The 18,064-nt window shown below is 71.4% G+C and carries 19 protein-coding genes and 1 tRNA gene; 11 read left to right on the plus strand and 9 right to left on the minus strand.

Translation table 11 applies throughout. The features are described from left to right. Window positions 1–266: 266 nt before the first annotated feature. The 5 genes from K7396_RS16205 to K7396_RS16225 all read right to left on the minus strand — a co-directional run bounded on the left by K7396_RS16205 (window position 267) and on the right by K7396_RS16225 (window position 2,982). On the minus strand, window positions 267–665 hold the full coding sequence (locus K7396_RS16205; protein WP_086717267.1) for a rodlin: 399 nt from the start codon (window positions 663–665) through the stop codon (window positions 267–269). 322 nt (window positions 666–987) lie between these two features. Then, window positions 988–1,275, minus strand: coding sequence for a hypothetical protein (locus tag K7396_RS16210; RefSeq protein ID WP_086717268.1), 288 nt, complete (start codon window positions 1,273–1,275; stop codon window positions 988–990). A gap of 272 nt (window positions 1,276–1,547) precedes the next feature. Then, complete coding sequence (locus K7396_RS16215; RefSeq protein WP_086717269.1) at window positions 1,548–1,781, minus strand: chaplin; 234 nt, start codon at window positions 1,779–1,781, stop codon at window positions 1,548–1,550. A 363-nt stretch (window positions 1,782–2,144) separates the two neighbouring features. Then, window positions 2,145–2,546 carry a rodlin gene (locus K7396_RS16220; protein ID WP_086717270.1) on the minus strand — a complete coding sequence of 134 codons (402 nt, stop codon included), beginning with the start codon at window positions 2,544–2,546 and terminating at the stop codon, window positions 2,145–2,147. A 244-nt stretch (window positions 2,547–2,790) separates the two neighbouring features. Further along, window positions 2,791–2,982 (minus strand): chaplin, encoded by a 192-nt coding sequence (locus tag K7396_RS16225; protein WP_086717303.1) that lies wholly within the window; start codon window positions 2,980–2,982, stop codon window positions 2,791–2,793. 466 nt (window positions 2,983–3,448) lie between these two features. Between K7396_RS16225 and K7396_RS16230 the strand changes: the two genes are divergently transcribed. Continuing rightward, the gene (locus K7396_RS16230) at window positions 3,449–5,128 is read left to right on the plus strand and encodes a bifunctional 3'-5' exonuclease/DNA polymerase (protein ID WP_086717271.1); all 1,680 of its coding nucleotides are present in this window, start codon (window positions 3,449–3,451) and stop codon (window positions 5,126–5,128) included. Between the two features lie 144 nt (window positions 5,129–5,272). Then, window positions 5,273–6,310 carry an alpha/beta hydrolase gene (locus K7396_RS16235; protein ID WP_174886930.1) on the plus strand — a complete coding sequence of 346 codons (1,038 nt, stop codon included), beginning with the start codon at window positions 5,273–5,275 and terminating at the stop codon, window positions 6,308–6,310. Between the two features lie 6 nt (window positions 6,311–6,316). Here the strand turns inward: K7396_RS16235 and K7396_RS16240 are convergent, their stop codons facing one another. Further along, complete coding sequence (locus K7396_RS16240; protein WP_086717272.1) at window positions 6,317–6,949, minus strand: TetR/AcrR family transcriptional regulator; 633 nt, start codon at window positions 6,947–6,949, stop codon at window positions 6,317–6,319. Window positions 6,950–7,115: 166 nt separating this feature from the next. On the opposite strand from K7396_RS16240, the gene K7396_RS16245 reads away from it, so the two are divergent. Next, window positions 7,116–7,805 (plus strand): spheroidene monooxygenase, encoded by a 690-nt coding sequence (locus tag K7396_RS16245; protein WP_086717273.1) that lies wholly within the window; start codon window positions 7,116–7,118, stop codon window positions 7,803–7,805. 257 nt (window positions 7,806–8,062) lie between these two features. After that, entirely contained in the window at window positions 8,063–8,551 is a 489-nt protein-coding gene (locus K7396_RS16250; protein WP_086717274.1) for a RidA family protein, read from the plus strand. Window positions 8,552–8,852: 301 nt separating this feature from the next. Here the strand turns inward: K7396_RS16250 and K7396_RS16255 are convergent, their stop codons facing one another. Both K7396_RS16255 and K7396_RS16260 read right to left on the minus strand, forming a co-directional pair. Further along, complete coding sequence (locus K7396_RS16255; protein WP_223660016.1) at window positions 8,853–10,100, minus strand: acyltransferase family protein; 1,248 nt, start codon at window positions 10,098–10,100, stop codon at window positions 8,853–8,855. A 362-nt stretch (window positions 10,101–10,462) separates the two neighbouring features. Next, window positions 10,463–11,347 (minus strand): glycerophosphodiester phosphodiesterase, encoded by an 885-nt coding sequence (locus K7396_RS16260; protein ID WP_086717275.1) that lies wholly within the window; start codon window positions 11,345–11,347, stop codon window positions 10,463–10,465. A gap of 427 nt (window positions 11,348–11,774) precedes the next feature. Here K7396_RS16260 and K7396_RS16265 point away from each other — a divergent pair, with 427 nt between their 5' ends. Genes K7396_RS16265 through K7396_RS16280 form a run of 4 tightly spaced genes read left to right on the plus strand, consistent with a single transcriptional unit; the run spans window position 11,775 to window position 14,640 of the window. Continuing rightward, window positions 11,775–12,275 carry a hypothetical protein gene (locus K7396_RS16265; protein ID WP_086717276.1) on the plus strand — a complete coding sequence of 167 codons (501 nt, stop codon included), beginning with the start codon at window positions 11,775–11,777 and terminating at the stop codon, window positions 12,273–12,275. Between the two features lie 15 nt (window positions 12,276–12,290). Further along, the gene (locus tag K7396_RS16270; protein WP_086717277.1) at window positions 12,291–12,737 is read left to right on the plus strand and encodes a hypothetical protein; all 447 of its coding nucleotides are present in this window, start codon (window positions 12,291–12,293) and stop codon (window positions 12,735–12,737) included. Window positions 12,738–12,748: 11 nt separating this feature from the next. Continuing rightward, complete coding sequence (gene cseB / locus K7396_RS16275; protein ID WP_086717278.1) at window positions 12,749–13,426, plus strand: two-component system response regulator CseB; 678 nt, start codon at window positions 12,749–12,751, stop codon at window positions 13,424–13,426. Between the two features lie 5 nt (window positions 13,427–13,431). After that, window positions 13,432–14,640, plus strand: coding sequence for a sensor histidine kinase (locus tag K7396_RS16280; protein WP_086717279.1), 1,209 nt, complete (start codon window positions 13,432–13,434; stop codon window positions 14,638–14,640). A 121-nt stretch (window positions 14,641–14,761) separates the two neighbouring features. On the opposite strand, the gene K7396_RS16285 is transcribed toward K7396_RS16280, so the two are convergent. Beyond that, a tRNA-Cys gene (locus tag K7396_RS16285) sits at window positions 14,762–14,833 on the minus strand. A gap of 472 nt (window positions 14,834–15,305) precedes the next feature. On the opposite strand from K7396_RS16285, the gene K7396_RS16290 reads away from it, so the two are divergent. The 3 genes from K7396_RS16290 to K7396_RS16300 all read left to right on the plus strand — a co-directional run bounded on the left by K7396_RS16290 (window position 15,306) and on the right by K7396_RS16300 (window position 18,060). Further along, entirely contained in the window at window positions 15,306–16,544 is a 1,239-nt protein-coding gene (locus K7396_RS16290; RefSeq protein WP_208629107.1) for a hypothetical protein, read from the plus strand. A gap of 146 nt (window positions 16,545–16,690) precedes the next feature. Further along, entirely contained in the window at window positions 16,691–17,332 is a 642-nt protein-coding gene (pdxH, locus tag K7396_RS16295; protein WP_086717281.1) for a pyridoxamine 5'-phosphate oxidase, read from the plus strand. Next, window positions 17,329–18,060: a B3/B4 domain-containing protein gene (locus tag K7396_RS16300; RefSeq protein ID WP_208629108.1), complete on the plus strand. Its 732-nt coding sequence runs from the start codon at window positions 17,329–17,331 to the stop codon at window positions 18,058–18,060. Before pdxH ends, K7396_RS16300 begins: the two co-directional genes overlap by 4 nt. Window positions 18,061–18,064 lie beyond the last annotated feature (4 nt).

An 18,064-nucleotide genomic window follows, 5' to 3' on the forward strand; every position in this document is an offset into this window, starting at 1 on the left:
CCATTCGCGAGCACGAAACAGGGCCCGCGACGCCGATGAACGACAGTCGCGGGCCCTGCTCTCGATACGGACGGCATGCCAATACCCTGGCAGCCCCATCAATCTCACCAGGGCATTGGCATGCTTCCCTCCACACACATTGCTAACGATCCGGCGCACCGGAATTGCGTCACGAGCGAATAACATTTCCGCGCCGGCGCCGGACAGCTGAAACCCGGACCGCCCGGAAGAAGGAGGACCGGGCGGCCCGGGTGCTGGTCGGCCGGTCAGCGGTTTCCGGCTCCGTTGCCGGAAAGGACCGGGATGTTGTCCAGGATGTGCGACAGCGGCTCGTCGCCCTTGGCCTGGGTGGAGTTCTCGGTGCACTGCTGGTTCTGCGGCGACGACAGGATGTTGAGGTCCTGCAGCAGGAGCCCGCCGGCACCCTGGAGGTTCGCCTTGCCCAGCGCCAGGCAGGGCTTGTTCAGGGAGCCCTGGATCAGGCCGATCTGCGGGCTCATGTAGCCGTACGTGGTGGAGTTGCCGAAGTACTCCCGCGCACCGTTTCCATTGACGGAAGACGTGCCGTGCTGGTTACCGATCGCCATCGCCGCGGGGGCCGCGGCCGCGGCTACACCGGCGATGGAGGCAGCCGCTGCGGCGGTCGCCAAAACCTTCTTGATCATTTTGGTCCTTCGTGTTTCGGGATGCCCTTGGGCCGGGCAGTCTGCCCAACTCACAGGGATGATTTTGGTTGCCCTCATTCACTCAAATGAGCCGACCGGTTCAATCCGCTTTTCCGATCGGGATCGCGACCGGAAGGCGGAGCGGAAATAGCCGGGACGCGGCAAAGCGCCGGTCCCCATCACATCCGGCGTCGAGTGTCGCGGAATACCGATACCGTGCCGGACTCGCCGGAGCGGCCGAGGAGCGGTGAAGTCCTCACCTGCGTCACCGCGCCCGGGGCGGCCGGTTTCGCCGTCCGTCCGCCGCCGGCGCGCCCGGTACTCACGCGAGAGGAAGGCCGCCGAGCAGCGGGGTCTTCTTGGTCGCTCCGGTAACGCCACGGAGCAGCTTCTTCGGGTTGGTCGACTTGACCTTGCCCTGCGCGGTCTTGACCGTGCTGACCAGCGGCATGAGCTGGTGGCCGTCCAGTTGCTTGTTGCTCAGCGCATCGTTCAGCCCGCCGTTGAGGCTCATGGTCGGGGCTCCGGGCGGGGCGGCGAACGCGGGCGCGGCCACACCCAGCGCCATGACGGAACCAGCGACAACCGCAGCGGACTTGGCGTACTTCACTTTCAACTGTCCTTTCCGGGGCGGTGCTTGACGGTTCCGCGACACAAGGGCCGCGCGAGCATTCGCTTCGACTGCTCGGGTCACCGCATTCACGCTGATTAACGAGTTCTGCCGCAAGGAGAAACTGAAGAAGTCCGCGCTTCTCGGCAATGCCACTCGAAAGGCGCGGCCGTATGACCCGTCGTGCAGGAACCGGACAGCGACCGGCCCCGATGCACAGGGGGAAGCGCACCGGGGCCGGGTCACATGGACACGGCTCGAATTCCTTCGAGTCAGTGGTTCAGGCAGGTGTTGCCGAACGCCGGGTTCAGCAGCGCAACGATGTTGACGGTGTTGCCGCAGAGGTTGACCGGGATGTGCACCGGAACCTGGATGGCGTTGCCGGAGAGCACGCCGGGCGAGTTCTTGGCACCGCCCGCGGCACCCGCGTCGGCGAACGCCGGCACAGCCGAGCCCACCGCCATGATGGTTCCGGCGGTGATCGCTGCGAACTTTGCGTACTTCACTTTCAGCCCTTCCTTGCAGCGGGTCCGTGGCGCACACGACCGTCGTGTCGCACGGGCGCTGTTCTGCTCGCCCGTAACACCGCTGCCGATATTGGTAACGATTTCTCCTCGTGCACGAAACTCTTGCCGGGAGGTTTTTGGCCGGATCGCCCGAACGATGCAGGACCGTTCCGGGGATTGCCACCGCGCATACGACGCGGAAAAAACACCGGAGTTCGCACAGACGGGGCACCCGTCGAATACGAATTCCTACCGAAAAGGGTCCGGGACGATCCGTCCCGGAGATTCGCAACGGGGTGCCGCAGGTCCCGGACCGCTCTGGAAGAGAGAGCCGGCGGTCCAGGCCCGCGGCCGATGGCCGGCTCAGCGGTTGCCGACACCGTTCCCGGACAGGACCGGGATGCTGTCGAGGATGTGCGACAGCGGCTCGTCGCCCTTGGCCTGCGTCGAGTTCTCGGTGCACTGCTGGTTCTGCGGCGAGGCCAGGATGTTGACGTCCTGCACGTTGGCCAGCACCGCGGCGAGCTGGGCGTTGACCTTGCCCAGGCCCAGGCACGGCTTGTTGAGCGAGCCCTGGACGAGCTCCAGCTGCGGGCTCATCTTGCCCACGGTGGTGGAGTTGCCGAACGCGCTCTTGGCGCCGTTGCCGTTCACCGTGGAGGTGCCGTTGTGGTTGCCGATCGCCATCGCCTGGGGGGCGACGGTTGCCGAGATGCCGACGACGGACGCGGCTACAGCCGTCGTGGCCAGGACCTTCTTGATCACGATTTACCCTTCTCGAAGCGGAGTGCCCGTATCCGGAGCGCACTGGTCAACTCGCTTCGGGGGGTGCGGTTTCGCCGTTTCACCCGAATGCCGCGAAGCCATGGATACATATCACCGCGCCCGCGCCAAGTCCGCCTGCCGGCAGACTTTTTGGCATTTCAAAGGCCGGTACGAAGAATTCGTACCGGCCTTTGCGGTCACGGTCCGCGGGGAGGCGGACCGGGACTCAAGTGCGGTGCGGCACTCAGGCGTTGACGCAGGTGTTGCCGAACGCCGGGTTCAGCAGCGCAACGATGTTGACGGTGTTGCCGCACAGGTTGACCGGCACGTCGACGGGAACCTGGATGAGGTTTCCGGAGAGCACACCGGGCGAGTTCTGGGCGACACCCGCCGCGCCGGCACCACCATGGGCACTGGCCGCACCGGCTCCGCCCATGACGGCGATGCCCGCGGCGGCGGACAGGACGGCGGCCTTGGAGACAAACTTCACGGTGAACCTCTTCACTGAGCAGCATTCAGGTTTCTGTACGCGTATCGCTACGCGCGCCGCTTAGAGCGACAAGCTGCTCAACTCATCAACCGGGGCAAAGGTAGCGGTTCAATCGGGTGAAAAGCCGGCGCCCTGCCCGAGGGGACATCGTCGCCTCGGTGCCGCCGCTCTCCCGGGAGGCTTGGGATACCTCTTCCGCGACGACGGGAAACGTCAACTCGGCTGCGAAGAGCGTTAATTGCTAGCTGATTCGGGTGCCCGGGGCGGTGAACTCGCCTTTTCCCGGCGGCAGAAGGCGTCGCCGCGGGATCGGGGCCGGCGGCCGGGCCGGCAGCCGGCTTTCGGTGGGGCGGGGGCCGTGTCGTCGGCGCTGGTCAGGGCGATTGTCAGACCCCGGTGGAAGACTCGGGGCATGAGATGGGCGGTGGTGGAGACGGGTGACGGGGGCGCTCGGCTCTGCCCGCTCGCCCCGGACGGCCGGCCCGCGGGACCGGTGATGCGCGAGGAGTCACTCGCCGGGGCCGTGCGCTCACGGCCCGAGGTCGAGCGGTGGGTGTGGCGGTCCACCGCGGAGATCTACCGGCGGCTGCTGACGGCGGGAGTGCGGGTCGAGCGGTGCTACGACGTGGAGGCCGCCGAGGCGCTGCTGATCGGCCATGAGGAGGGGCAGTCGGGCCAGCCGCGTTCGCTGGCCGCCGCCTGGGCGCGGCTGCACGGCCTGCCCGTCCCCGAGGACGCGCCGGTCCGTACGGCCGAGACCCAGCCGTCGCTGTTCGAGCCGGGTCCGGTGCCGCTGCCGCCCGGCACCGACGAGCTGACGGCGCTGCTGGAGGTCTACGCCGCCCAGGTCGCGCGTACGGAGCGGACGGAACGCCCGGACCGGATGCGGCTGCTGCTCGCCGCGGAATCGGCGGGCATGCTGGTCGCCACGGAAATGGGGCGGGCCGGGGTGCCCTGGCGCGCGGACGTGCACCGCGAGCTGCTCGACTCGCTGCTGGGGGAGCGGTATCCGGGCGGCGGGGAGCCGCGCCGGATGGCGGAGCTGGCCGATGAGGTGTCCCGGGCGTTCGGGACGGGCGCGCGGGTGCGTCCGGATCTGCCGGGCGAGATCATCAAGGCCTTTGCGCGCGCCGGGATTTCGCTCACCTCGACCCGTAAGTGGGAGCTCCAGCAGATCGATCACCCCGCGGTGGCGCCGCTGCTGGAGTACAAGAAGCTCTACCGGCTGTACACCGCCCACGGGTGGGCCTGGCTCCAGCAGTGGGTGCACGACGGCCGCTTCCGCCCGGAGTATCTGCCCGGCGGCACGGTCTCCGGCCGCTGGACCGCCAACGGCGGCGGTGCGCTGCAGATCCCCAAGGTGATCCGGCAGGCCGTGCGTGCCGACCCCGGGTGGTGCCTGGTGGTCGCCGACGCCGCCCAGATGGAGCCCCGGGTGCTGGCGGCCGTCTCCCGCGACCGGGGCCTGATGGAGGTGGCCGGCAGCGGCGAGGACCTGTACGCGGATCTGGCGGCCCGTGCGTTCGGCGGCGACCGCGCCCGGGCCAAGCTCGGCCTGCTGGGGGCGATTTACGGCCAGACGTCCGGCGACGCCCTCAAGCACATGGCGGACCTGCGCCGCCGCTATCCGGCCGCGGTGGCGTATGTGGACGAGGCGGCGCGCGCGGGCGAGGAAGGCCGGCTGGTGCGCACCTGGATGGGCCGCACCTGCCCGCCCGCGTCCGTGGCGCCGCCCGACGAGGCGGGGCTGCCCCAGGAGGAGCCGTCGCCCGCCTACGGCGCCGGTTCGGCGGCCGCCCGCGCCCGCGGCCGGTTCACCCGCAATTTCGTCGTCCAGGGCAGCGCCGCCGACTGGGCGCTGCTGTTGCTGGCCGCGCTGCGCCGCTCGCTGGCGGAGGGCGGGCTCCGCGCCGAACTCGTCTTCTTCCAGCATGACGAAGTGATCGTGCACTGCCCCGCGGAGGAGGCGGAGACCGTCGCCGCGGCGGTCACGGCGGCCGCGGCGGCGGCCGGGCGGATCGCGTTCGGGGAGACACCGGTCCGCTTCCCGTTCACCACGGCGGTGGTGGAGTGCTACGCGGAGGCGAAGTGAGCGGAGCGGCGGATCCGGGCGGGCCGGGGCGGGTCCGGGTGTGGCGGGACGGGTGCCGGTGCGGTGCCGGAGCCGGTGCGGGCGTGCCGCGGGATCTTGGGAGCAGAAGGTGTGCAGGTCCGTACCGAACGAGGAGCATCCCGTATGAGCGTCCAGCCCGAGGCCGGCCAACGGAGCACGATGCGGGTGCATCCCGAACTCGTCGCGGCCTACGAGGCGTTGCCGCGCTTCTCCGATCCGTATGAGGACATCGAGGCCACGCGCGAGGGGTTCCACGCGATACTGGCCGCTTTTCCCGCCGACCGTACGGGCGTGCGCAGCGAGCGGTTCGGCATCGGGCGGGCCGATGGCAGCGCGCTGACGGTGGAGGTCTACCGGCCGGAGGGAGCGGAGGGTGCCGGTCCGGACGCTACCGGGGGTGCCGGCGCCCCCGGGGGCGCGCTGCCCGCTGTGCTGCACTTCCACGGGGGCGGGTTCGCCCTCGGGCGGTCGCTGCCCGGGCAGGACCGGGTGGCCATCGAACTCTGCCGCGAGCTGCCCGCCGTCGTCGTCACCGTCGAGTACCGCCTCGCCCCGGAGCACCGCTATCCGGCCGGGGTGGAGGACTGCTACCGCGCGCTGGAGTGGGTGGCGGAACGAGCCGCCGGGCTGGGCGTCGATGCCTCGCGGATCGCGGTGGCGGGCAAGTCGGCGGGCGGTGGTCTCGGCGCCGCCGTCGCCCTGATGGCCCGTGACCGCGGCGGACCGGCGCTCGTCCACCAGTCGCTGTGCGTCCCGGACCTGGACGACCGGGTGGGGGCGGACGAGTCCGAGGACGCGGCGGGAGCCCTGGATGCGCGGGTGCTCACCGGGCGCGGGGTCCGGGAGTCGTGGCGGCACTACCTTCCGGAGGGGACGGCACAGGCGGAGGCGTATGCCGCGCCGGCCCGCGCCACCGACCTGTCGGGGCTGCCGCCGGCGCATGTCCTGGTCTGCGATCTCGATCCGATGCGGGATGCGGGCCTGGCCTACGCGCGGCGCCTGATGGACGCGGGTGTGCCGGTCACGGTCCGCAATGTGCCCGGTGCCTGGCACGGCTTCGAGCTGTTCGCGCCGGACACCCGGGTGGCGAAGGAGATGACGGCCCACTGGACGGGGCAGCTGCGGGAGGCGCTCCATCCGGCGTCCCCGGCGGTGGTGTGAGACCGCTCAGTCCGTCCCGCCGGGCGCGGTCGGGGCGCCCGGGGGCTCGACGGTCGAGATCAGGCCACGGGTGATGCGCACCATCGTCGCGACCAGCAGCTCGCGCGGGTGGTCGGGCCGCTCCAGCCACCACAGGGCGAGTCCGTACAGCGCGCTGCGGATCGCCTCGCCGAGCGGCTCCAGTTCGGCTTCGGGGAGGCCGGGCGCGAACTCGCGCAGCAGCGCCGTGTCCGTCTCCCGCTGCCTGCGCTGCAGCTCGTGGTGGAAGGCCGCCACCTGCGCGTCCCCCGTGGTGTCGCGGAACATCATGCGCCAGGTGTACGGGTGGCTCTGCACATACCCGAACCAGGCGTCGTACATCGCCGTCAGGCGCGTGGCCAGATCGCCCGCGCCGTGCAAAAGTTCGTGGACCGGGGCGGCGGCCAGCTCGTCGCGGTGGCGCTCCAGCAGGGCGAGGTGCAGCTCCTGCTTGGAGTCGAAGTGGCGGTAGAGCATCGGCTTGCTCAGGCCCGCTCCGGCGGCGATGTCCCCGATGGTGGTGCCCGCGAAGCCGCGCTCCGCGAACAGCCGGGCCGCGGTGTCCTCGATACGCGTCCTGGCCTCGGCGCGGGCGGCACGGCCCCGGTCGATCTCGCTCATGCGCTCCCACCCTGCGATCTGGCTTGTTCCGGCTGGTGATGTCGGCTCGACCCGGCGGCCCGATTGCAGGATACTAGGTCGTGTACCGCTTGGTATACGCAGCAGTAGACCTACTCGCAGACCGCTGGTGGACCTCACTCGGCGGGACCAGGTACGGGGGCTCAACGTGATCGTTTCCGCCCATGTCGCCGACGTCGGTGTCCGCGCCACGCGCGCCGTCCTCCGCGAACGTCCACGGCCGGAGAGCACTCCCGGCCTCCGGTACGCCCAGACCACGCTCACCGGCGTCATCGCCTCCGGCCCACCCGTGGTGCGCCCCGGCCGGGCCGCGCTGCTCGCCGCGTGGGAGGACGATGCCGCACTCGACCGCTTCCTCGCCGCGGACCCGTTGGCCGGGCGCCTGGCCGACGGCTGGCACGTACGGCTGCGGCCACTGCGGCTCGCCGGGTCCTGGCCCGGGATGCCCGTCGAGATCGAGCCGGGTGCCGCGCGCGACGAGGAGGACGGGCCGGTCGTCGTCCTCACCCTCGGGCAGTTGCGGCTGCGCCGCGCCCTGCCGTTCCTGCGTGCCAACTCCCGGGCCGCCGGCCGGGCCGCGGCCGACCCCGCGATGGTCGCCTCGGTCGCCCTCGCCAGACCGCCCCGCTTCGTCGGCACGTTCTCCGTCTGGGAGAGCACGTCGGCGATGTGCCACTACGCCTACGGCGCCGACCGGCCCGCGCACCGGGAGGCGGTCGGGGAGCACCAGGAGAGGCCGTTCCACCACGAGGCGGCGTTTCTGCGGTGCCGGCCCTACGGCGCCCAGGGCCTGTTGGACGGGCGGGAGCCGGTGGCGGCGGCGGCGCGGGCTTCGTAGGGGTGCGGGCCGGCGGCCCGGGAGCGGGCGGTCCAGGTGGTCCCGCGGCCGCCGCGGGGACCGGTTGCTCGCGATCTGTGCCCCGGACGTGTGAAGGGGCGCGTGTGGCCCACTCGGGCCGCCGGACGCTCGGCGCGTTTGCGCCGCTGACCGGCTCCGGGCTCGCCATCTGCGGCGAAGAGCTTCCCGGGAGGAGCGGGACGGGTTTCAATCCCTGGGACGGCGAGATGAGTTGGCGGAGGAGAGGAGCGGGCGGAATGAGTGCCGAGAACGGGACGAGCGCGGGGGCGGATACGGGGACGAGGGCGGGCGCCGGAGGGGGTGCCCGGGACGGCCTGGCGGGCGGGAACGGCCTGGAGCGCGTCAATCCCCCGCATCTCGCGCCGCCGACCGGGTTCAGCCATGCCGTGCGCGCCGACCCGGGCACCATGGTGTTCCTCGCCGGGCAGACCGCGCTCGACGGGGCGGGCCGGATCGTCGGGGACGGCATCGTCGAGCAGTTCGAGCGGGCGCTGACGAACCTCCTGGATGTCGCGGAGGCGGCGGGCGCCGGCCCGTCCGACCTCGTCAAGCTCACCGTCTTCGCGGTCGATGTCGGCGACTACCGCCGCCATGCCCGCGAACTCGGTGGGGTCTGGAAGCGCCTGGTCGGCGGCGACTATCCGGCGATGGCCGTGATCGGCGCCACCCGCCTGTGGGACGAGACGGCCCTGGTCGAGATCGAGGGCATCGCCGTCGTCCGCTAGCGGGCACGGCGCCCTCCGCCCACGGGCCGCGCCCCGGTGCCAGGACGCTCACAGGCCGGCCCCCGGCCCCCTGACGCGCGCCGTCCCGAACACGCGCCAGGGGCGCCCGCCCCGCCGGTCTCCCGGTGGAACGAGCGCCCCTGGCGCTGTTCATGGACGTACGCTGCCGTCGCCCACCCGCTGACGCGTCCTCCCGTTGCGAACGGACCGCTCCGCACGCACCGCTCCGCACGGACCCTTCCGAACGGACCGCTCCGGACGGGCCGCGCCCCCGGACGAACCGTGCCCGGAGGGCGGTCGGTCACTTGCGCTCGCGGGCCATCCCCACCGGGTCCTTCTTGAAGGCCCAGGTCATCTTGGGCTCCATGGCGAACCGGAAGATCCGCTGCACGGGCGGGGTGCACAGCACGGTGATGACGGTGCCCGCGATGAGCGTCAGCAGGACGGCGCCCCACGGGGTCTGCATCCAGTCCGCGTCGTACCAGCCCCAGAAGCGCGACCCCTTGGCGAGGAAGCCGTGCAGCAGGTAGCCGTAGAGGGTGCCCGCACCCAGCGCCGTGCACCACATCGTGCGCCCGGGAATCCAGGCGAAGAAGCAGGCCACCAGCACCAGCGAGCAGCCGAACATCGCCAGCGTCATCACCGCGCCGCTCCACCACGGGGCGGCCAGTTCCTGCGCGGCGTCGCGGTGGTAGAACCACGCGGCGTTCATCCGCGGCGCCGCCCAGTACGCGAAGACCAGCGCGGCCGCGAAGACCGGTACGGCCAGGATGCGCGCCTTCTTACGGCGTACGAGCTTGAAGTGCTCCGGCCGCAGCGACAGCCCGATCACGAAGAACGGCAGGAACTGCAGCACCCGCTGGAGGTCCAGGTCGTCGCCGATGTCCGGGGAGACGGACGCGAGCACGGCGATGGCCAGGGCCAGCGGCACCGGCCAGCGCACGATCTTCCACAGCGGGGTGGTCAGCCGCCAGATGAACAGCGCGGCCAGGAACCAGGTCAGATACCAGGGATCCATCAGGCTGATCGGATAACCCGGATCGTCGTCCGCCCACCGCTTGAAGAGCGTGTACGCGACTTCGAAGAGGATGTAGGGAACGGCGACCCCGGTAATCAGCCGCTGCAGCCGGTCCTTGCGCATATCGAAGCTGCGCGAGAAATAGCCGGAGATGATGATGAAGGCCGGCATATGGAAGGCGTACACGGTGATGTAGAGCGCCGCTGCCGCGCGGCTGCCGTCGCGCAGCGGCTCCCAGGAGTGGCCCATCGCCACGAACACGATGGCCAGGTACTTCGCATTGTCGAAGAACGCGTCGCGCGGCTTCGCCTTGGCATCCGTCGCGGCGGCCTTCTTGGCGCGGTCCGCGCCCCGGCCCTTGGCATGGCCGGGAGCCCCGCCGCGCGAAGTGCCGTGCGGGGACGTCGGCTGACGGTCCGTCGGCGATCCGGAGGCGGTCGCCGTGGCGGTCGCCGCCGTCGCCGGCGCCATGGTCGCGGTCGCGGCGCCGGCCCCGGCCGCGCCGGCCGGGCTCAGCTCATCGTGCGGCATCCGCCGTGGCGGGGGAAGCGGCACCCGCCGTTCGCCGTATGCCGGAAAGTCGTTTTTCAAGGAGCCTCCCGGAACGTTCCCAGAGGAGGAGCTGGACGCTGGCCCGCACCGGGCCGCAAATCGGAACCCAAAAGCCAAATCCTGCGTCTTAGTTCTTTTACGGGGAGTGTGGCGGCGTCGAACATCCCAGGCACCTTAGCCCCGCGGCGGGAATCACGTAAATCCCCGTCTGCGGCGGCCACACGCGACGCATCCGCCCTCCACAGCTCCTTCACGCACCGTGGACGGCCGCGCGGCCCGGATCACGGTCCGGCGCCCCGCGGGATACGGACAATGCCCCTCGAATCCCCGACCCCTGCCCGCTATTCAATAACACCTTCGACCCCTCGGGCGCGCACCGACCGCGCGCTGGTGTTCTTCGCCACGTCCCACACGTAGACCTGCAGCGGGCGCCCGTGCGGTCCGCGCAGCCGGTGCACGGTCGCCAGCCAGCGTGAACTGATCGCGGACGCACGGGGGTTGATCTGGTCGGCGAACCGCGCGTAGCGGACCAGGTCGTCCGGGCCCGGCGCTCCGAGGATCCCCGTACGGACCTGCGGTGCCGCCGCGTGCACGGCCTTGACGCACGGCACGGAGAAGCTCTGGACCACCAGCCGGCTGCGGACATGGGCCCGGTCCAGCCAGCCCCGCACCCGCAGTTCGCGCAGGACCTGCGCCTCGATGCCCGGGTACTTCTCCGGGGCCTTGATCTCCAGCAGCAGGCGCTGCCCGTTGCGGTCGAGGCGGCGCAGATAGGCGGCGAGCGTCGGCACCCGCTCCCCGGCGAACCGCTTGCCGAACCAGCTGCCGGCGTCCAGCCGCGCGATCTCGGCGGCCGTGAAGTCCCCCACCCGCCACGGCGCCCGCCCGGGAAACACCTTCCGGGCGTCGGTGGTCCGCTCCAGCGTGGCGTCGTGCAGCACCACCAGCCGGCCGTCCTTGCTGCGCTGCACGTCGTTCTCCACCCATATGAGCCCGCGGCGGTGGGCGGCGTCCACGGCGGCGAGGGTGTTCTCGGGTGCGTAGCGCGAGGCACCGCGGTGGGCGATCACCAGCGTCGCGGCGGTACCGGGGCCGGCCCGCGTCCCGCTGCTCACGGCGACATCCGCGTACTCCTCGGGGCCGGACGCCATCGCGGACGACACCACCGCGGCCGTCACCAGGTAGGCGACCCCGACGGCGGGTATCCGCAGCGATCTCCTGAGCATCCGGCAGCCTCCTGGTCCGCGCAGCCGCGGACGGCCCCGTCCGCGTCAGTTCGCCCCCTTGAGGCCCTTCCTCCCGTCCAGGAATGCAGCTTTCTCCTCAACATGCCCGCACCGCCCGGCGGCCGCCACGCGAGAATCCGCGCCGGCGCGGTGGCCCGGTCGCGGCGTCGACCGCGTTTCCCCAGGTCAGCGGGGTCGGGTGGGCGGTCGGAGGGGGCGTCCGGCTGCCCTCTTGGAGGGGCCTCCATCCGTGCGTACGCGGGCCGGCCGTAGGTACGCACCCGTCCCCGTCCCGCCCCGTCCGCCCCCGTATGTAGATCACGTAACAGCCGCCGATGGACGGCTGTTACACGGCTGACAGGCCACCGAGAAGCGCCGCTCATAGCTTCTGACGCGCCGAACGATCCCGATCAACGGAGCGAGAGCCATGAACCGCACCACGAACCCGACCCGGCGCCACAGGACGGCGATAGCCACCGCGCTGGCCTGCGCCGCCGCCCTCGGCACCCTCGCCACCGCCCACGCCGCGAACGCCGCGGCCCCCTCGGCGCACACCGCGCACCAGGCGCGTGCCGCCCACACCGCCGCCACCCCCTACGTCATCAACCACTACGGCGAGGAGAACGCGGACAAGGGCCGCGCCGAGCGCCGCCCCGCGCACCTGGTGCTCTCCGAGTTCACCTCGGCCGGGGACCTCCACTGGAAGCAGTGGGGCGCGAAGAAGGCCGTCGCCACCGGCGAGGTCACCGGCAACTGGTGCCTCGACACCTGCCTCGACAAGCCGCTGAAGGCCACCCTCACGCTGTCCGCCCCCAAGGCCGTGCACGGCAGGAAGGTCTTCTCGTCCTTCACCCTGAAGCTGGCCGGCGGTTCCGGTAAGTACGATGCCGAGGACCTCCAGGGCAAGCGACCGCTCGCCACCGGCTGACGGAGAAGGCCCCCGATGAACAAGCCCGCGGCCGTCGCCGCCGCCCTCGCGCTGGTGCTGACGGCCGCGGGCCTCACCGGGTGCGGCGCCCCCGAGAAGCCCCACGTCGAGGGGCCGGCGCCCGGCCCCGGCCAGGTCTCCGGACCGGTCTATCTCTCCGACACCCTGGGCCATCCGCTGACCCGCCCCACGCAGTTCGCCGTCACCGAGTTCTCCTCGGTCTACCGGCTGAGCTGGCGCTCGTGGGGCAGGCCGAAGGCCGTCGCCACCGGGCGGGTGCGGGGCATGTGGTGCATCCCCCACTGCCCGGCGAAGGGGTACCCGGCCACCATCGAGGTCGGCCGCCTGCAGCGCCGTGAGAACGTCTCGTACTACACCCACGCCGTCGTACGGTCCCCGCACCGCCTCCCCGAGGCGGCGGCCGAACTGGGCGACATCCACCTCCCCCTTCCCGAGCCCTAGGAACGCAAGCGATGACCGATGTGCTGCTGGTGGAGGACGATCCCCTGCTGCGGGAGGCGACCCAACTGTCCCTGGAGCGCTACGGGTACCAGGTGCGCACGGCCGCCGACGGGCATGCCGGGCTGGCGCGGTTCCGGGAGTGCGCGCCCGATGTCGCGCTGCTCGACGTGATGCTGCCGCGGCTCGACGGGGTCAGCGTGGTGCGCCGCATACGGGAGGTGAGCCGGCTGCCGGTGCTGATGCTCTCCGCCCGCACCGACCCGGTGGACGTGGTCCTCGGTCTCGAGGCGGGGGCCGACGACTACCTCACCAAGCCGTATGACATACCGGTGCTCGTCGCCCGGATACGTGCCGCGCTGCGCCGCACCACGGACTTCGCCGAGCCGGTCGCGTACGAGGCGGAGACGCTGCTGCGGTTCGGCGATCTCACGGTGGACACCGCCTCCATGGACATCCACCGGTCCGGGCGGCTGCTGGAACTCACGCCCACCGAGCGCAGATTGGTGCTCGAATTCGCGGCCGAGCCCGGTGTGGTGCTGTCGCGGACCACGCTGCTGGAGCGGGTGTGGGACTACGCGTGCGGCGGCGATCCCCGGGTCGTCGACGTCCATGTGCAGCGGCTGCGCGCCAAGATCGGCCACGGCCGGATCGTGACCGTCCGCGGCTTCGGCTACAAGCTCGCCCTCTGACCGCCATGGGGCTGCGCACCAAGACCGCCCTGGTCATCGCCGGCACGGCCGCGATCGTCGCCACCCTCATCGGACTGCTGGTGCACCAGCTCACCGGGGAGGACCAGCGGCGGAACGCGGCCCGCGCGGCCGACGCCCGGCTCGTCGAGGCGGTCGGCGACTACGCCGCAGGCACCGACGGCGGCGCCCTGGTCAACCCGCCGGACCTGCCGGCGGCCCTGCGCCGGACCGTCACCGGCCGTCCCGTGCGGGCCACCTTCCTGCAGCGCGACGGCGGTTCCGGGGCGCCGGTGCTGTGGGCCGCCACCCGCAGCGGCCACGACGTCCTCGCCGTGCGGCGCTCCTACGCTCCGCAGGCCCGCGCGCTCGCCGACCTCGACCGGGTGCTGCTGGGCTCCGGCGCGTCCGTGACGGCGCTCGGCTGTGTGCTGGGCGTGGTCGCGGCGGCCGGCGTGGGACGGCGGATCGCCGCGTCCGCGGACACGGCGCAGCGGATCGCGGACGGCGATCTGACGGACCGGGTCCGCCCGCGGGGCACGGACGAGATCGCCCGGCTCGGCGCCGCCGTCAACACCATGGCCGACGCGCTCAGCGCCCGGCTGGAGGCCGAACGGCAGGTCACCGCCGATATCGCCCATGAGCTGCGCACGCCGGTGGCGGGGCTGGTGACCGCCGTCGGGCTGCTGCCGCCGGGGCGCCCGGCCGAGCTGGTCAGCGGGGGCGTGGACACCCTGCGCAGCCTGGTGGAGAACGTCCTGGAGGTGGCGCGGCTCGATGTGCCGGGCGTCGAGCTGGCCCAGTGCGAGGAGATCCGCACGGGCGCGCTGGCGCACCGGGCGGCCGCGTCGGCGGGCGGGGACGTCGAGGTGGTGGTGCGCCGCGAGGTGGCCGTGACGACCGACCCGCGCCGGGTCGAGCGCGTCCTGGCCAACCTGATCACCAACGCCCGGCTCCACGGCGCCCCGCCCGTCACGCTGGAGGTCGACGGGGCCGCCCTGCGCGTCCGCGACCACGGCCCCGGCTTCCCGGCCGAACTCCTCAGCCACGGCCCCCGGCGGTTCCGCACCGGCGCCCGCGAACGCGGCGCCGGCATCGGCCTGGGCCTCACCATCGTCAGCGGCCAGGCGCGGGTGCTGGACGCCAGGGTGACGTACGAGAACCCGGCGGACGGCGGGGCGGCGGCGGTCGTGGACCTGGCTCCCGGGAGCCCGTAGGCGGCCGTGAGGGTGTCGGGGGCGCGAGGGATTTCCCGGAAAAGCGTATGGCGCCTCCCTTTTCCAACGCCCCTGGGCGTCCTCCGCAATGGCTTTGCGGAGGACGCACAGGGACTTATCGAGGCCGCGACCGGATTCGAACCGATGTAAATCGCTTTGCAGGCGATCCCCTCAACCACTCGGGCACACGGCCACCACAGGCAGCACGAAACAAGGAGCATGGAACGTTGCAGGCACTCCAGATTTCCGGAATGCAGGATTCCGCCTTTCGGCTTCCCCTGCGGTGCCGCCGAAATACTGCCGCAATACTAGCGAGAGCATGTTCCGTTCCGTCAACAGCCGTCCGGATGGCGAACAAGAGGAAGACGGAAACCGGCCGCCCCGCAGGATTCCCGAGACGGGGTGTCCGGCCACATAAACCGCCTCGACCTGCGGTTACCGATAGGTGTAGCCGACATCCGGCCACAACGATCTCCTTGCCCTTGCGATTTCCGGAGCGCCGCTGGTACTTCTTTGGCACGCGCTGACGACGCAACGTCAATTCATCTCGTAGCTGGCTTCTGTGCGCGCATGGGGGGAGCGTCCGCAGGGGGGCGAGCCAGCAGGCGACTCCCGTACTCCCAGATGTGCGCGGCTACTTCTTCAGGCACCTGTGGGGGTTAGTCATGACCGCGTTAACTCATTCATGGTTCAAGGACATCGACCTGAAGCGCCTCGCCGAACAGGCGGGAACTCCGGTCTTCGTCTACAGCGAAGCGCAGTTCCGGAAGAACCTCGGCCGGGTCAAGGACGCCGCCGCGGCGGCCGGCCTCGGCGAAAGGGTGGAGCTGTACATCCCGTTCTTCCCCAACTCGAATCCGCATGTCCTGGAACCGCTGAAGGACGTCGACGGCGTGGGCATCCTCGTCCAGCTGCCGAGCGAGTACCGCATCCTGCGCGAGTTCGGGTTCGAGAAGTTCATCGTCTCCCCGGGACACGTCTCCGACCGCGAGATCGCCTTCTGGGACGAGACCGGGCACCCGACGTTCCTGGCGAGCCTCGACGAGGTCGCCTACTCGCTGCGCACCGACGCCCCGACGATCAGCGTCCGGATCGACAGCCTCGACTCCGGCAAGCCCGGCATCAAGTACGGGGAGCTGGGACAGCTCGCGGCCCTGCTCAAGGAGTACGAGCGCGACCTCGAGGGCCTGGAGGTCTACTGCGGCAGCGGCAACTCCCTCGAAGAGATGGTCGGCATCGTCGAGCAGGTCTTCAGCATCTACCTGGAGCACTTCCCCACCGCCCGGTCGATCAACTTCGCCGGCGGCCACGGCTTCGACTACGACGCCTGGACCGAGTCGGAGAAGCACTTCGACTGGCACGAGTACTTCCGGCGGATCGCGCAGTCCGCGGCCCGCATGGAGATACCCGAGGACGTCACGTTCCTCTTCGAGCCGGCCCGCGACGTGCTGGCCGACACCGGGGCGCTGCTGCTGGACATCGAACGCGGCGTCATCACCACGCCCGTCTCCAGCATCCTGGTCACCAACGGCTGCCGGATGCTGATGCCGTCGGCCCAGCTCCGGGACCGCAACCACAACGTGGCCTTCCTGGACTCCGCGATGCGGGAGATCACCGGTGGGGCCACCACGAGCGCCGCGGTGCGCGGGCGCACCATTCTGCGCAACGACTACATCCTCCCCGGTGACGTCCAGGTGCCCGAGGGCGTCGGCGCCGGCTGCCACCTGGTGATCCTCGACGTGGGGGCCTACTGCGCCACCCAGCACATGGAGTTCCTGAACGTCCCGCCGGCCGCCGAGGTGCTGATCGCCGCCGACGGGACCATGAACCTGGTCACCTCGGCCGGCGGCGAACTCGACAAGTGGCGCCACCTCCTGACCGAGAAGACGCCGGTCAAGCAGTAGTCGCCCGGCGACGGCACGCGGCGTGGGCCTCCCGCGCACGCCGCGGTGCCGCGCCCCCTGACGCGCGGCCCTCACCGCGCCCCTCCGTTCCCGCCGCTCCACTCCACCGCCGCGCCGGCCGCCCGCCGCCGCCCAAGGAGAAAACGATGTCCGCGCAGATCGCCGAGACCGGTGAACCGGCACAGACCGCCGCACCGCAGGCCCCCGAGACCGTCCCGTTCGACCTGTTCCGCACCTGGCTCGACGAAGCCGGCGCCGCCGAGGTCAACGACCCCAACGCCATGGCGCTCGCCACGGCCGACGCGGACGGGCTGCCCGACGTCCGCATGGTGCTGCTCAAGGACCACGGCCCCGAGGGCTTCGTCTTCTTCACCAACAGCCGCTCCGGCAAGGGCGCCCAGCTCGGCGCCAACATGCAGGCGTCCGCGGTGCTCCACTGGAAGACCCTGCGCCGGCAGGTGCGCTTCCGCGGACCGGTCGAAGGCGTCACGGACGCGGAGGCCGACACCTACTTCGCCTCCCGCGCCCGGGACAGCCGCATCGGCGCCTGGGCCAGTCAGCAGTCCCGGCCGCTCTCCGGCCGCGCCGAACTCGACGCGGCCGTACGGCGGGAGACCGCCCGCTTCGAGGGCGAAGAGGTGCCCCGGCCCCCGCACTGGACCGGCTACCGCATCCGCCCGGTCTACGTCGAGTTCTGGTCGGACCGGCCGTTTCGCCTGCATGAGCGGCTCGTTTTCAGCAGGGAGAAGCCCGACGGCCCCTGGGACCGCGGCCACCGCTACCCGTGACCACCCACCGCTCCACACACCCCTGGGACAGCACCATGTACTTCACGCACGCCGACGCCATCTGGAACACCCACCCGGACCTGCGGGCCCTGGTCGTCGTCGCGGACAACGTCCGTGCCGCCAAGAACGACAGCGACCGCCTCGGGGACCTCGCCAAACGGGTCGAGGAGCGCCAGGCCGCCGCCGGCGAGGCCGAGATGCCGGAGATCGCCGCCTGGCGCGAGGCCTTCTCGCGGATGGGGCTCAAGCCGACCCAGTACCGGTGCGCCTCCGAGGCCCTGCTGCGGCGCTACCGCAAGTCGCACGACATGCCGTCGTTCCACCCCCTGGTCGACTACCTGAACTTCGTCTCGATGGCCTACGGCATCCCGATCGCCGCGTTCGACTGCGCCCACGTCACCGAGGGCATCACCGTCCGGCCGGCCGACGGGTCGGAGACCTACCAGACCTTCCAGGGCGAGACCGAGCACCCGGCCCCGGGCGAGGTCGTCTTCGCCGACCCGGAGGGCAACGCCCACGCCCGCCGCTGGACGTACCGGCAGAGCGCCCGGTCCGTGGTGTCGGCAGAGACCGACCGGGTGCTGATGGTGATCGAGGCGCACCACGCGTCGGCCGCGCAGGACCTCGCCGCCCTCAAGTCGGAGCTCGACCTGGGCCTCGCGGGCCTCGGCGTCCGCGTCACCGACACGACGGTGTTCGACCCCGCGCAGCGACGGCTGGAATTCTGAACTA

The organism is Streptomyces angustmyceticus, assembly GCF_019933235.1.
In the GTDB taxonomy this organism is placed as follows: Bacteria; Actinomycetota; Actinomycetes; order Streptomycetales; family Streptomycetaceae; genus Streptomyces; species Streptomyces angustmyceticus.